Source organism: Burkholderia sp. SRS-W-2-2016 (genome assembly GCF_001931485.1).
Taxonomy (GTDB): Bacteria; Pseudomonadota; Gammaproteobacteria; order Burkholderiales; family Burkholderiaceae; genus Paraburkholderia.
The window spans coordinates 178,641-192,386 of sequence record NZ_MSDV01000046.1; the positions used below are offsets into that span (position 1 = coordinate 178,641).

The 13,746-nt window shown below is 65.0% G+C and carries 15 protein-coding genes and 1 other RNA gene; 7 read left to right on the forward strand and 9 right to left on the reverse strand.

What is annotated here, in order from left to right; genetic code table 11:
* Positions 1 to 70 precede the first annotated feature (70 nt).
* From ruvC to BTH42_RS20525, 4 genes are all read left to right on the forward strand, one after another.
* Positions 71 to 613 carry a crossover junction endodeoxyribonuclease RuvC gene (ruvC, locus tag BTH42_RS20510; RefSeq protein ID WP_075302770.1) on the forward strand — a complete coding sequence of 181 codons (543 nt, stop codon included), beginning with the start codon at positions 71 to 73 and terminating at the stop codon, positions 611 to 613.
* Positions 614 to 704: 91 nt separating this feature from the next.
* A complete protein-coding gene (gene ruvA, locus BTH42_RS20515; protein WP_075302771.1) occupies positions 705 to 1,286 on the forward strand; it encodes a Holliday junction branch migration protein RuvA in 582 nt (193 codons plus the stop codon).
* 31 nt (positions 1,287 to 1,317) lie between these two features.
* Positions 1,318 to 2,379, forward strand: coding sequence for a Holliday junction branch migration DNA helicase RuvB (gene ruvB / locus BTH42_RS20520; protein WP_075302772.1), 1,062 nt, complete (start codon positions 1,318 to 1,320; stop codon positions 2,377 to 2,379).
* 23 nt (positions 2,380 to 2,402) lie between these two features.
* Positions 2,403 to 3,377, forward strand: coding sequence for an oxygenase MpaB family protein (locus BTH42_RS20525; RefSeq protein WP_075302773.1), 975 nt, complete (start codon positions 2,403 to 2,405; stop codon positions 3,375 to 3,377).
* 195 nt (positions 3,378 to 3,572) lie between these two features.
* Here the strand turns inward: BTH42_RS20525 and BTH42_RS20530 are convergent, their stop codons facing one another.
* The 3 genes from BTH42_RS20530 to tyrS all read right to left on the reverse strand — a co-directional run bounded on the left by BTH42_RS20530 (position 3,573) and on the right by tyrS (position 6,291).
* A complete protein-coding gene (locus BTH42_RS20530; protein WP_075302774.1) occupies positions 3,573 to 4,241 on the reverse strand; it encodes a histidine phosphatase family protein in 669 nt (222 codons plus the stop codon).
* A 279-nt stretch (positions 4,242 to 4,520) separates the two neighbouring features.
* Positions 4,521 to 4,979, reverse strand: a complete 459-nt coding sequence (gene dtd / locus BTH42_RS20535) for a D-aminoacyl-tRNA deacylase (RefSeq protein WP_075302775.1) — start codon at positions 4,977 to 4,979, stop codon at positions 4,521 to 4,523.
* Positions 4,980 to 5,046: 67 nt separating this feature from the next.
* Positions 5,047 to 6,291, reverse strand: coding sequence for a tyrosine--tRNA ligase (gene tyrS / locus BTH42_RS20540; RefSeq protein ID WP_075302776.1), 1,245 nt, complete (start codon positions 6,289 to 6,291; stop codon positions 5,047 to 5,049).
* 129 nt (positions 6,292 to 6,420) lie between these two features.
* On the opposite strand from tyrS, the gene BTH42_RS20545 reads away from it, so the two are divergent.
* A complete protein-coding gene (locus BTH42_RS20545; protein ID WP_178392206.1) occupies positions 6,421 to 7,551 on the forward strand; it encodes an anhydro-N-acetylmuramic acid kinase in 1,131 nt (376 codons plus the stop codon).
* Positions 7,552 to 7,649: 98 nt separating this feature from the next.
* On the opposite strand, the gene erpA is transcribed toward BTH42_RS20545, so the two are convergent.
* The 3 genes from erpA to rplM form a co-directional block, all read right to left on the reverse strand.
* Positions 7,650 to 8,015: an iron-sulfur cluster insertion protein ErpA gene (erpA, locus tag BTH42_RS20550; RefSeq protein WP_075302778.1), complete on the reverse strand. Its 366-nt coding sequence runs from the start codon at positions 8,013 to 8,015 to the stop codon at positions 7,650 to 7,652.
* Positions 8,016 to 8,194: 179 nt separating this feature from the next.
* Complete coding sequence (rpsI, locus tag BTH42_RS20555) at positions 8,195 to 8,587, reverse strand: 30S ribosomal protein S9 (protein WP_075302779.1); 393 nt, start codon at positions 8,585 to 8,587, stop codon at positions 8,195 to 8,197.
* Positions 8,588 to 8,598: 11 nt separating this feature from the next.
* The gene (rplM, locus tag BTH42_RS20560) at positions 8,599 to 9,027 is read right to left on the reverse strand and encodes a 50S ribosomal protein L13 (RefSeq protein ID WP_013090508.1); all 429 of its coding nucleotides are present in this window, start codon (positions 9,025 to 9,027) and stop codon (positions 8,599 to 8,601) included.
* Between the two features lie 636 nt (positions 9,028 to 9,663).
* Here rplM and BTH42_RS20565 point away from each other — a divergent pair.
* Positions 9,664 to 10,086, forward strand: coding sequence for an OsmC family protein (locus tag BTH42_RS20565; protein ID WP_075302780.1), 423 nt, complete (start codon positions 9,664 to 9,666; stop codon positions 10,084 to 10,086).
* A 59-nt stretch (positions 10,087 to 10,145) separates the two neighbouring features.
* On the opposite strand, the gene rnpB is transcribed toward BTH42_RS20565, so the two are convergent.
* The 3 genes from rnpB to pyrC all read right to left on the reverse strand — a co-directional run bounded on the left by rnpB (position 10,146) and on the right by pyrC (position 12,608).
* An RNA gene (gene rnpB / locus BTH42_RS20570) (RNase P RNA component class A) lies at positions 10,146 to 10,559 on the reverse strand.
* 112 nt (positions 10,560 to 10,671) lie between these two features.
* Positions 10,672 to 11,520: a DUF3025 domain-containing protein gene (locus tag BTH42_RS20575; protein WP_256702103.1), complete on the reverse strand. Its 849-nt coding sequence runs from the start codon at positions 11,518 to 11,520 to the stop codon at positions 10,672 to 10,674.
* Positions 11,521 to 11,546: 26 nt separating this feature from the next.
* Positions 11,547 to 12,608 (reverse strand): dihydroorotase, encoded by a 1,062-nt coding sequence (gene pyrC / locus BTH42_RS20580; protein ID WP_075302782.1) that lies wholly within the window; start codon positions 12,606 to 12,608, stop codon positions 11,547 to 11,549.
* Positions 12,609 to 12,775: 167 nt separating this feature from the next.
* Between pyrC and BTH42_RS20585 the strand changes: the two genes are divergently transcribed.
* On the forward strand, positions 12,776 to 13,735 hold the full coding sequence (locus tag BTH42_RS20585; RefSeq protein WP_075302783.1) for a class II glutamine amidotransferase: 960 nt from the start codon (positions 12,776 to 12,778) through the stop codon (positions 13,733 to 13,735).
* Positions 13,736 to 13,746 lie beyond the last annotated feature (11 nt).

The following is a 13,746-nucleotide window of genomic DNA, read 5'->3' on the forward strand; positions in this document are numbered from 1 at the left end:
GCGGACCGCCGCGCGCCGGGTTCGTTGTAGTATCGCAGGCACCTGGTTTTTATCGCATTCGCTGCACTACATGAGAATTCTCGGCATCGACCCCGGCCTGCGCGTGACCGGCTTCGGCGTGATCGAACAACACGGCCATACCCTGAGCTACGTCGCGAGCGGCGTGATCCGCACCGCCGACGCCGACCTGCCGTCGCGGCTGGGCACCATCTTCGCGGGCATCTCCACACTGGTCCGCGAGCACTCGCCGGATCAGGCGGCGATCGAAAAAGTCTTCGTCAACGTCAATCCGCAATCGACGCTGCTGCTCGGCCAGGCGCGCGGCGCCGCGATCTGCGGGTTGGTCGCGGGCGGCGTGCCGGTCGCCGAATACACGGCGCTGCAACTGAAGCAGGCAGTGGTCGGCTACGGCCGCGCGACCAAGGAACAGATGCAGCAGATGGTCGTGCGGCTGCTGAACCTGTCGGGTGTGCCGGGCACCGACGCGGCCGACGCGCTCGGCATGGCGATCTGCCACGCGCATGGCGGCGGCACACTGAGCACGCTCGGCGGCATCGCGCCGGCGCTCGCGAAGAAGGGTCTGCGGGTACGGCGCGGGCGCTTGGTGGGCTGAGGCCGAGATCGCCCGCAACAGCCGATACGCGCCGCCCATTCGCTACGCTACACTCGCGCATTCCCCCACGACTCTCGATACTCAATCCCCCATGATCGGTCGCATCGCCGGCGTTCTGCTGGAAAAAAACCCGCCGCATCTGCTCGTCGACTGCAACGGCGTCGGCTATGAAGTGGACGTGCCGATGAGCACGTTCTACAACCTGCCGTCGACCGGCGAGCGCATCGTGCTGCTCACGCAGATGATCGTGCGCGAGGACGCGCATCTGCTGTACGGCTTCGGCACCGCGCAGGAGCGCTCGACCTTCCGCGAGCTGCTGAAAATTTCCGGCATCGGCGCGCGGATGGCGCTCGCGGTGCTGTCCGGCATGAGCGTCGCCGAACTCGCGCAGACCGTGACGATGCAGGACGCCGCGCGCCTCACGCGCGTGCCCGGCATCGGCAAGAAAACCGCCGAGCGGCTGCTGCTCGAACTGAAGGGCAAACTCGGCGCCGACCTCGGCGCGCTGGCGGGCGCCGCGTCGCCGTCCGATCACGCATCCGACATCCTCAATGCGCTGCTCGCGCTCGGCTATTCGGAGAAGGAAGGGCTCGCCGCGATCAAGAACGTGCCGGCCGGCACCGGCGTGTCCGAGGGCATCAAGCTTGCGCTGAAGGCGCTGTCGAAGGGCTAAGCGCGCGAGCCGCGCGCGGTACAATGCCCGCATGATCGAAACCGACAAACTCGCCGCCGAGCGCATCATCGCGGCCACGCCCGCGTCGCCGAACGAAGAAGCGTTCGAGCGCGCGTTGCGGCCGCGTCAGCTCGAAGAATATGTCGGGCAGGAAAAAGTCCGCGGCCAGCTGGAAATCTTCATCGAGGCCGCCAAGCGCCGTTCCGAATCGCTCGACCACGTGCTGCTGTTCGGCCCGCCGGGCCTCGGCAAAACCACGCTCGCGCACATCATCGCGCGTGAAATGGGCGTCAGTCTGCGGCAAACGTCTGGCCCGGTGCTCGAACGCGCCGGCGACCTCGCCGCGCTGCTGACCAATCTCGAAGCCAACGACGTCCTCTTCATCGACGAAATCCACCGGCTCTCGCCGGTCGTCGAGGAAATTCTGTATCCGGCGCTCGAGGATTATCAGATCGACATCATGATCGGCGAAGGGCCGGCCGCGCGCAGCGTGAAGCTCGACCTGCAGCCGTTCACGCTGGTCGGCGCGACCACCCGCGCGGGCATGCTGACCAATCCGCTGCGCGACCGCTTCGGGATCGTCGCGCGGCTCGAGTTCTACAACGCGCAGGAACTGGCGCGGATCGTCACGCGGTCGGCGTCGCTGCTGAACGCGCAGATCCATCCGGACGGAGCGTTCGAAATCGCCCGCCGCGCGCGCGGCACGCCACGGATCGCGAACCGCCTGCTGCGGCGCGTGCGCGACTATGCGGAGGTGAAAGCCGACGGCAACATCACCGCGGAGGTCGCCGACGCCGCGCTGAGCATGCTCGACGTCGACGCGGTCGGCTTCGACCTGATGGACCGCAAGCTGCTCGAAGCGATCCTGTACAAGTTCGACGGCGGCCCGGTCGGCGTCGACAACCTCGCCGCCGCAATCGGCGAGGAGCGCGACACGATCGAAGACGTGCTCGAGCCGTATCTGATCCAGCAGGGCTTCCTGCAACGCACGCCGCGCGGCCGCGTCGCCACGCAGCTCACCTACCGCCATTTCGGGCTCGCCGTGCCGGATGCGTCGAGCGCGCTGCCGGGCATGTGGGAATCGTCGAAGTGAGTCACTAGCCGAGGCCGATCAGGATGTCCGACCAGACCCAGCGACCCGGCCCGAGCAACACCGCCCCCGTCAATCCCGCCGGCGATCCGTCCGGCAATTTCGCACAGCAACTGACCCACCGCCTGCGCTCGAAACTCGCGGCCGGCGTCACCCATCTGACGACCGGCAGCGGCCCGGTGCTCGACTACTCGTCGCCGCCGGGCGACCCTGGCCTGTTCGGCCCCGACTCGATCTGCTGGAAAGTGCATGCCGACTTCACGTCGATGATGACGGGCGGCATCAGCGCGTTGCTGCTGCAAGCGCTGCATCCGCTCGCGCTTGCCGGCGTCTGGGATCATTCGAGCTTTCGCAGCGACATTCTCGGCCGGCTGAGGCGCACCGCGACCTTTATCGCAGGGACCACGTTCGGCAGCCGTGACGACGCGCTTGCGCTGATCGAGCGCGTGAAGCGCATCCATCTCGATGTGGCCGGCGTCGCGCCGGACGGCCAGGCGTATCGCGCGAGCGAACCGGCGCTGCTCACGTGGGTGCATGTCGCGGAAGTGTCGAGCTTCATGACCGCGCATTTGCGCTATGTGAATCCGGTGCTGTCGGTTGCCGCGCAGGATCAGTATTTCGCGGAGACCGCGCGCATTGCGGAAATGCTCGGCGCGACCGACATTCCGCGCTCGCGCGCCGAGATCGAGGCGTACCTGCTCGCGATGCAGCCCGCGCTGGTGGCGAGCGAGCGCACCCGCGAGGTGGTCAGGATTCTGCTGAGCGCGCCGGCGCCGAGCGTCGCCATGCGCCCCGCCGGCACGCTGATGCTCAACGCCGGCGTCGATCTGCTGCCCGGCTGGGCGCAGACGATGCTCGGCTTCGAACGCTACGCGACGCTGCGCCGGACCTTGACGCGGCCCGGCGTACGGCTCGTTGCGCCGGTGATTCGCTGGGCGCTGGTGAATGGGGTGTCGAAGCGGGCGCGGCGGCGGGCGGCGGCGGGCAAAGAGCAGCAGTAGGAGTGGGCTTGGGGCACGCAGTGGCTTAAGCCGTATGCGGGATGCCGCGGGCCGTGTTCGGCGGGTAGCGCTTCTGCCACCGTAGTCTTGCAGCCGTATTCGGCGGGGCCGTCGTTCATCGCAGCGCAGTCCTCGGGTCGTATCCCGCGCGCTGCCCCCTGTTTCGTTGAACGCCGCCCGCTTGCCCCGCAGCGTTTACGGCGCGGGATGTTTCTTCAAACCGTCATCGTCGGCGCTGCCGGCGTCCAGATGCGCGACATCCGCCCACGACACGAGCGTCGCGCGGCCGTTATCGAAATCCACCACGTTCACGCTCGTATTGAGCAACTGATAGTCGCGCGGCGCGTCGAGCGGCAAACCGCACGCGAAGCGGCGCACGCAATCGAGCACCCCGCCATGCGCGACGCACGCGATCCGGCCGCCCGGATGCGCGGCGATCAACGGCTCGATCGCATGGACGATGCGGTGATAGAACACCCGCTGCGACTCGCCTTCGGGCGGCGCGAAGCCGGGGTCGCGCGTTTGCCATTGCGCGTATTCGTCGGGGAAACGCAGCGCGATCTCGTCGCTGTCATGCCCCTGGAACGCGCCGTACGAGCGCTCGCGCAGGTTTTCGCGCAGTTGCAGCGGCAGGCCGAGCGCGTCGCCGATCGGTTGCGCGGTCTGCTGCGCGCGAAGCAGGTCGCTCGAATAGATCGCATCGAGTCGCGCGCCCTGCTTCACTTCGCCGGCGATACGCCGCGCGAGGCGCTGGGCCTGCTCGATCCCCGTCGTCGCGAGCGGAATGTCGATGTGGCCTTGAATGCGCTTGATGCGGTTCCAGTCGGTTTCGCCGTGGCGGATAAACAGAATCTGCGTCGTCATAGGAGAAAGATGGGCGCCGTTCGCCGGTTGTGCCGAGCCGCTATTGTCGCAAAAAGCGGCGGGCTCGCCTGCGGGGTGGTGTGGGGAGGGTTGAATGCGAGGTTTTCACACCCGGAGGTGCGCGTCACCGCACTTCACAAGCAAACGCGCACAACTCGCTCGTGAGCCAACGGGCAAGCGGTTGAACGTGCACGGGTTGAACTTGCGGAGTGCGCATCAGCGATGCGTTGCAGTGAATGCGTGAGAACACGCGCCGCGGCGGCGCGCGTCAGCCCGCACTCAAGCGTTGGTCTGCAACCAGAACGTGACCGGCCCGTCGTTGACCAGCGACACCTGCATATCCGCACCGAACTCGCCGGTCTCGACGATCGGATGCTTCCCGCGTGCGGCCGCGACGAAGTAGTCGAACAGGCGCTTGCCCTCGTCGGGCGGCGCGGCCGGCGTGAAGCTCGGGCGCAGGCCGCTGTTGGTATCGGCGGCGAGCGTGAATTGCGAGACCAGCAGCAAGCCGCCCGCGCGTCCGGCGCCGTCGAGATTCTGCACCGACAGGTTCATCTTGCCGGGGGCGTCGCTGAACACCCGGTAGCCGAGCACTTTAGCGAGCAGACGGTCCGCCGCCGCCTCGGTGTCGCCGCGCTCCGCGCACACGAGCGCAAGCAGGCCCGCGTCGATCGCGCCGGTCACACGATCGGCGACCCGCACTTCGGCGCGCCGCACCCGCTGGATCAGCGCGATCATCGCGCGAACCCGCGCAACGACAGACTTCGCATCGCCGCGATACCGGCCGTCGTCATGCGAACGACGCTCACGCGCTCAACGTCACGCGCGCAAAGCGGCGCTTGCCGACCTGCACCACGTATTCGCCGGCCTCGACCTTCAGGCCCTTGTCGGACACGGTCGTGCCGTCGATCTTCACACCGCCCTGCTCGATATTGCGCAGCGCTTCGCTGGTCGACGGCACCAGGTTCGCCTGCTTCAACAGCTGACCGATCGCGAGCGGCGCGCCGGCGAGCGTGACCGCCGGAATATCGTCGGGCACACCGCCCTTCGCGCGATGGTTGAAGTCCTCGAGCGCGCGCTCGGCATCGGCCTGCGAGTGGAAGCGCGCGACGATTTCCTGGCCGAGCAGCACCTTGAAGTCGCGCGGATTGCGGCCCGCTTCGATCTCTTTCCTGAAGCCGGCGATCTCGTCCATCGGACGGAACGATAGCAGTTCGAAGTAACGCCACATCAGCGTGTCGGAGATGCTCATCAGCTTGCCGAACATGTCGGTCGGCTTTTCGCTGATACCGATGTAGTTGTTCTTCGACTTCGACATCTTCTCGACGCCGTCGAGCCCTTCGAGCAGCGGCATCGTCAGGATGCACTGCTGCTCCTGGCCGTACTGCTTCTGCAATTCGCGGCCGACCAGCAGGTTGAACTTCTGGTCGGTTCCGCCGAGCTCGAGGTCCGCATTCAGCGCGACCGAGTCGTAGCCCTGCATCAGCGGGTACAGGAATTCGTGGATCGAAATCGGCACGCCGCCCTGGAAGCGCTTGGTGAAGTCCTCGCGTTCGAGAATCCGCGCGACCGTGTAGCGCGACGCGAGCTTGATCATGCCGTCGGCGCCGAGCGGCATCGACCATTCGCTGTTGTAGCGGATCTCGGTCTTGTCGCGATCGAGCACCAGCGCGGCCTGCTCGAAATAGGTCTTCGCGTTGGATTCGATCTGCTCGCGCGTGAGCGGCGGACGAGTCGCGTTACGGCCGGACGGATCGCCGATCAACGACGTGAAATCGCCGATCAGGAAAATCACCGTATGGCCGAGGTCCTGCAGCTGACGCATCTTGTTCAGCACGACCGTGTGGCCGATGTGGATATCGGGCGCGGTCGGATCGAGACCGAGCTTGATGCGCAGCGGCTTGCCAGTCGCCGCGCTCCGCGCGAGCTTTTGCGCGAATTCGTCTTCGATCAGCAGTTCGTCGACACCGCGCTTGGTGACGGCGAGAGCGTGACGGACTTCGTCGGTGATCGGGAACGCGGGGGTGGGCTTGGTGGACTCGGTGCTCATGCTGGAAACGTGAAGTCGCGAAAAAACAGGATTGTCCCATAGATGCGCGGCGCGGCGCTTACCATCGGCCGCGCTTACCCCGATAATCTGCTACAACGAATCGCAATGAACATCGAGAGGAGCAGCGACGTGGCGCAAGACCCCGCAGACGGCATCTACATCGGATTGATGTCGGGAACGAGCATGGACGGTGTCGACGGCGTGGCCGTCCGCTTTGCCGACGGCAAACCGCCGGAGGTGCTGGCCGAAGCGTTCGTCGGCTTTTCGGCCGGCATCCGCGAAGCGCTGTTCGCGCTGCAGCAGCCGGGCGACAACGAGATCGAGCGCGAGGCGCTGGCCGCCAACGCGCTGGCGACGCGCTATACCGTCTGCTGCCATGACCTGCTGCGCGACGGCCGCGTGTCCGCCGACGAAGTGCGCGCGATCGGCGTGCATGGCCAGACGGTGCGGCATCGGCCCGAAAAGGGCTATACGCGCCAGATCAACAATCCGGCGCTGCTCGCGGAAATGCTGCACATCGACGTGGTCGCCGATTTCCGCAGCCGCGACGTCGCGGCCGGCGGCCAGGGCGCGCCGCTCGTGCCCGCTTTTCACGCGACGATCTTCGGTTCGCCTGACGAAACGCGCGTGGTCTGCAATCTCGGCGGCATCAGCAACATCACGATTCTGAACGCGACCGGCAGCGTGCGCGGCTTCGACTGCGGCCCGGCCAACGCATTGCTCGACGCGTGGGCCGAACGTCACCTCGGCAAACCATTCGACGAAAACGGCCATTTCGCGGCGAGCGGCCAGCTGAACCGCGACCTGTTGAACGCGTTGCTCGACGAACCGTTCTTCGCCGAGCAGCCGCCGAAGAGCACCGGCCGCGACCTGTTCAACCCCGCATGGCTCGACGCGAAGCTCGCGTCGTTCCCGGGCCTCGACCCCGCCGACGTGCAGGCGACGCTGGTCGGCCTGACCGCGGTGACGGTCGCCCGCGAAATCGAGCGTCATGCGTCCGACGCGCGCGCGGTCTACGTGTGCGGCGGCGGCGCGCGCAATCCGGAAATCATGAAGGCTTTGCAGCACGCGCTGGAAGACAGCGGCGTGAGCGGCGTGCCGGTCATGACGACCGACGCGCTCGGCGTGCCGCCCAGCCAGGTCGAGCCGCTCGCGTTCGCGTGGCTGGCGATGCGCTGCATCGCGCGCTTGCCGGGCAATCTGCCGGCGGTGACCGGCGCGTCGGCCGAACGCGTATTGGGCGCGATCTATCCGCGCTGACGGGAGGGGTCGTCGAGGCGCGCAGCCAATAAAAAACGGGGCCTTACAGGCCCCGTTTTCAATACTGGCTCGGTGAATGGCTCAACGAGCCGTCGCGCTCAGACCGAGAACGACGAACCGCAACCGCAGGTCGTGGTCGCGTTCGGGTTCTTGATCACGAACTGCGCGCCGTTGATGTCGTCCTTGTAGTCGATCTCGGCGCCGACCAGGTACTGGTAGCTCATCGAGTCGATCAGCAGCTGGACGCCGCTCTTGTTCATCACGGTGTCGTCTTCGTTGATCGCTTCATCGAACGTGAAACCGTATTGAAAGCCCGAGCAGCCGCCGCCCTGCACGAACACGCGCAGCTTGAGCTCCGGGTTGCCTTCTTCTTCGATCAGTTGCTTGACCTTATCAGCCGCTGCGTCGGTGAAAACGAAGGGGGCCGGCATCTCGGTCACGGGGGTGTCGGTGACTGCGTTCATTCGAACTCTCCAAAAAGCATTTAGCCGATATTGTAGGGCTGATCCCGATATCGTGCTGATGCCCACAAAATCAATGGGTTCTCTCCGGTCCGGCGAACCATAAAAAAAGCCGCCTTCGCGGGTAGCGTTGGCGGCTCTTCCTGCCGACCGGCGGCAAAGCCGGTCTGCATTCGAAACGATTAACGCTTCGAGAACTGCTTACGACGACGTGCCTTGTGGAAGCCGACCTTCTTACGTTCGACTTCACGAGCGTCACGCGTGACGAAGCCAGCGTGCGACAGTTGCGGCTTCAGCGTTGCGTCGTAGTCCATCAGCGCGCGGGTGATGCCGTGGCGAACCGCACCGGCTTGACCCGTTTCACCGCCACCCGACACGTTGACCTTGATGTCGAACGTGGTGCCGTGGTTGGTGAGTTCGAGCGGCTGACGCACGATCATCAGCGACGTTTCGCGCGAGAAGTAGTCAGCGATGGGCTTGCCGTTCACAACGATGTCGCCCTTGCCTGCCTTGATGAACACGCGTGCGACGGCGCTCTTGCGGCGGCCCGTGCCGTAATTCCAGTTACCGATCATGTGGGCTCCCCTTAGATCTCGAGCGCCTTCGGCTGTTGTGCCGAATGCGGATGCGTTGCGTCTGCGTAGACCTTCAGCTTCTTGATCATCGCGTAGCCGAGCGGGCCCTTCGGCAGCATGCCCTTGACCGCTTTCTCGAGCGCGCGGCCCGGGAAGCGTTCCTGCATCTTGCCGAACGTCGTTTCATAGATACCGCCCGGGTAGCCCGAGTGACGGTAGTACTTCTTGTCGGTAACCTTGTTGCCCGTGACCTTCAGCTTGCCGGCGTTGATAACGATGATGAAATCACCGGTGTCGACGTGGGGAGTGAATTCAGGCTTGTGCTTGCCGCGAAGACGGTGTGCCACTTCGCTGGCGACACGCCCGAGAACCTTATCCGTCGCGTCAATCACGTACCATTCGCGCGTCACCTCATGGGCTTTTGCGGAAAACGTCTTCATGATCGATCCAAAAAAATTGCTGCGCCCAATGTGTTTTTTCCTGCTTGTAGTGTGCGCATCGAGGCGCGTGCAGGCTCTCCCTGGTTCTTCCTCCGCGGGCGCGGATGCGGAAAAGCCCTGAATTATAAAGGAATTTGAGTTGGCAAGTCAAAACTTGCGGCGGCTGCCGCGCTGGCGCGCCAAAAACGGCGTCAAAACGGCGCAAAAACCGCCAGACGAAAAAAAACCCGAACGATTGGTTCGGGTTTAATCCACCAAAGGAGGAGGTGGAGGAGACAGCGGAGTTGCAAAACTGCTGCAACGATGGAAGCAATTATATGAGGCGCTCTTGTGCGACGCAAGAACATTTGCATTGCGAAATGCAAATTCATATTGTGAAATATCGTCAATTTTGAGCGCTATCGGCGAAAGCCTTTATGGATCAAGCACTAAGGATTTAAATATCCAGATCGCATCGTCGCTCGTCTAGAGTAAAACCCCTAAACATAGCAAGGGATTGCCGGATCGCCCGGCCATGCCGCAGCGCAACACAAAAGCAATCATCATGCATTTTTGAGATGAGGCAGCTGCGCGCGAATTGTCAAACAGCGGGCTACAATGCCGTCTCGATAAAGCTATGCGCGGTGGAGTGACAGCATGGAATGCAAAGTAAGCTGGATGGGGCAGGACGGGATGGCATTCGCGGCCGAGACGGGCAGCGGTCATCTGGTGGCGATGGACGGCGCGCCCGAGGGCGGCGGCCGCAACCTCGCGCCGCGGCCGATGGAAATGGTGCTGCTCGGCACCGGCGGCTGCACGGCGTACGACGTCGTGATGATCCTGAAGAAGAGCCGTCAGGAAATCGTCGACTGTTCGGTGACGCTGAAGGCCGAGCGCGCGAGCGAAGATCCGAAGGTGTTCACGAAGATCCACTTCCACTTCACGGTGACCGGCAAGAACCTGAACCCGGCGACCGTCGAACGCGCGATCAACCTGTCGCACGACAAATACTGCTCGGCGTCGATCATGATCGCGAAGACCGCCGAACTCACGCATTCGTTCGATATCGTCGCGCTCTAAGCAGGCGGCCCAAATAAAAATGCCGGCGTCCTCGCGGACGCCGGCATTTTTTTATTCAGCGGCAAAGCAGGCCGATAAGCCGGATTCTGTGCACACGCCGCGTCCGAAGACGCGCCGCGCGTGGCAGCCATTCCTCTAGGCGCGCCATTACTGACGCGCTCAAGCTTCCTACCCGCAGACGAGACGGGGGCCCCGTCCTGCATCTCGAAGATGCGCGCCTGCCTACTTGGAATTGCTCCGGGTGGAGGTTACCGTGCCGGTCTGCCTTGCGACAGCCGCGGTGCGCTCTTACCGCACCGTTTCACCCTTACCTGATCCCGGCTTGCGCCGGGCCATCGGCGGTTTGCTTTCTGTTGCCCTGTTCCGCGTGTTGCCACGGATGGCCGTTAGCCATCACCCTGCCCTGTGGAGTCCGGACTTTCCTCGCCCTCTCCGGCCGAAACCGTCGAGGCCGCGACTGCCTGGCCTGCTTTGCTGGCGCGGATTTTAACACCGAACGAGGGATAGGCTGATGCGATGCGTTGGGGCTTGCAGACTTCGGCGTGAAATAGACGACTCGCGCGGCCAACGCCACCGTTGTCGCGCCTAGCCCTTGCGGCGCCCGGCGCGAAATACCGTGGTGTCGTCGTAAAACGCGGGCGCTTCGTTATCCGGCCACCAGCCCGGAATGCCGAGCACCGGCAGCGGCGCGAACAGCCGGCTGGTCAATTCGTCGGTGCCGAGCAGCGCCGCGCTGACCGCTTCGTCGAGCCACGCGTTGCGCGCGGCGCTGTCCCACGCAAAGTATTCGGCCGGCACGTCGACGATCCACGCATGCCCGGTGCAGCCCTTGAACGGCGCGATCAGCTTTTCCAGCAACGCATGACCGAAGCAGCGCACTTCACAACTACGCCCCCACGCGTCGCGTCGCGCGACGAACAGCGTGCGCCAGTCGAAGCCGCGCAGCGCGGCGCTTAACGCCGGATCCGCGCACGCGAACAGCAGCGCGTTTTCGTCGAACAGGGTCAGCATGTCGCGCACGCCGCCGCGCGTCGGGCCGACGCCGAGCACGTCGAGTTCCGCCGACTGCCGCGCGTTCAGCGCCGCCTTGATGCGCGGAAACGCGAACCACATCGAACCGTTGAAGAAATCGTGCAGGTTATGGCGCGTCGGCACGCACCCGGTCGATGCGATGTGCGCCTCGTACGCGGCGCCGGGCGGCAGATCGTCCTGAGCGATGAACGCGAGCGGGTGGCCGCGGCCGGTGGTCTGGCCCATTTGCGCCGCGTCGGCATTCATCGCGGCGAGCAGGTCCGGGTAGCCCGCGAGCGCGGCGCGCTGCCAGCGCTCGCCGCGCGGTCCCAACTGCGCGAACCACGGCAGCGACCAGTCGATCGCGGCAAACGGAGATGGCGGCGCTTGATGCGCGGTTGCATCCGTCCCCTCTCCTGCCACAGCGCACTCGCGCATCTACCGCGACCTCAGACCAGCCGCCAGCCGATCGACTCGCCGCCGCGCAGCGGCACGACCGGCGTATCGCCAACGGGCAATTCCGCCGGCAGCGTCCATTCCTCGCGACGCAGCGTGACCTTCTCCGTATTGCGCGGCAGACCGTAGAAATCCGCGCCGTGGAAGCTCGCGAAGCCTTCGAGTTTGTCGAGCGCGCCGGCTTTGTCGAATGCTTCGGTGTACAGCTCGAGCGCATGCAGCGCCGTGTAGCAGCCCGCGCAGCCGCACGCGTGCTCCTTCAAACCCTTCGGATGCGGCGCGCTGTCGGTGCCGAGGAAGAAGCGCGGATTGCCGGACGTCGCCGCCTCGACCAGCGCGACGCGGTGCGTCTCGCGCTTGAGCACCGGCAGGCAGTAGTAATGCGGACGGATGCCGCCCTGGAAGATCGCGTTGCGGTTGTACAGCAGATGGTGCGCGGTGATCGTCGCGCCGAGCAGCTCGGGCGGCGCACCCGCGTCGCGGATGTAATCGACCGCGTCCTTGGTCGTGATGTGTTCGAACACCACCTTCAGCGCCGGAAACTCGCGGCGCACCGGCGCCAGCACGCGGTCGATGAAGACCTTCTCGCGATCGAACAGATCGATATCCGAATCGGTCACCTCGCCGTGCACGAGCAGCGGCATGCCGACTTCCTGCATCGCTTCCAGCGTCTTCGCGCACTTCATCAGGTCGGTGACGCCCGCGTCCGAGTTGGTCGTCGCGCCCGCCGGATACAGCTTCACGCCGTGCACGAAGCCGCTTTCGCGCGCGCGGCGGATTTCTTCGGGCGGCGTGTTGTCGGTCAGGTACAGCGTCATCAGCGGCTCGAACTTCGCGCCCGCGGGGATCGCGGCGACGATCCGCTCGCGATACGCCCGCGCCAGCTCGGTCGTCGTGACCGGCGGCTTCAGGTTCGGCATGATGATCGCGCGGCCGAACTGGCGCGCGGTATCCGGCAGCACCGCCGCCAGCATCGCGCCGTCGCGCACGTGCAGATGCCAGTCGTCCGGGCGGACCAGCGTGATGGAATCGGGGGAAACGTTGGAAGCGGTCATGGCAAGGGGGCTTCGAGACTTCGCGCGGATAGCCGATCGACCCGGTCAAACCGCGCTGTTGCGGCCCGAACACACGTCAATTTCGCTATTTGGCGGCTCCGGCTCGGTGATATGCTTGGAAAATCATCATTGTAACGGCTCGTTCCGTTCACAGGCTCACCTGCAACATGTGCCAACTTCTTGGAATGAACTGCGCCGCGCCGACGGACGTCACCTTCTCGTTCACCGGTTTCGCGGCGCGCGGCGGCGTCACCGATCACCACGCCGACGGCTGGGGGATCGCCTTCTTCGAAGACAAGGCCTGCCGCCTGTTCATCGATCATCAATCGTCGGCCACCTCGCCGATCGCCGAGATGGTCAAGCGCTACCCGATCAAATCGAAAAACACGATCGCGCACATCCGCAAGGCGACGCAGGGGCACATCCTGCTCGAAAACTGCCACCCGTTCATGCGCGAACTGTGGGGACGTCACTGGATCTTCGCGCACAACGGCGACCTGCAAGGCTATGCGCCCGAGTTGACCGGCGTCTATCAGCCGGTCGGTACGACCGATAGCGAACTCGCGTTCTGCGCGCTGCTGCAAGGTTTGCGCAAGGCGTTTCCGGGCGCGCAGCCGCCGCTCGAAGAACTGTTCGCGACGCTCGAAACGCTGACGCGCGAAATCACCCGCTACGGCGTGTTCAATTTCCTGATGTCGAACGGCCAGGCGCTGTTCGCGCATTGCTCGACGCATCTGCACTACCTGGTGCGCAGCTGGCCGTTTTCGACCGCGCATCTGGTCGACGCGGACGTATCGATCGACTTCGCCAAATACACGACGCCAGAAGACCGCGTCGCGGTGATCGCGACCAAGCCGCTGACCGACAACGAAGTGTGGACCGCGTTCGCGCCGGGCGATCTGCTGATGTTCCAGCATGGCGACGTGATCGGCCGCGCCAACATTCCGGTGCCGGCCGCGGTGCTCGAAAAGCTGCGTAATCCGGCGCTCGATGCGTCGGCATCGGCGACGACGATCGCGGCATCGAACGGCGCGCAGGCTGTCGCCGCGACCGCAGCCGCAGCCTCGTCCGGCGGCAGCGAAACCGATCTCGAAGCCGCGGACGACGCGGCCGCGTTCGAATCGTAAGCGAACAAACG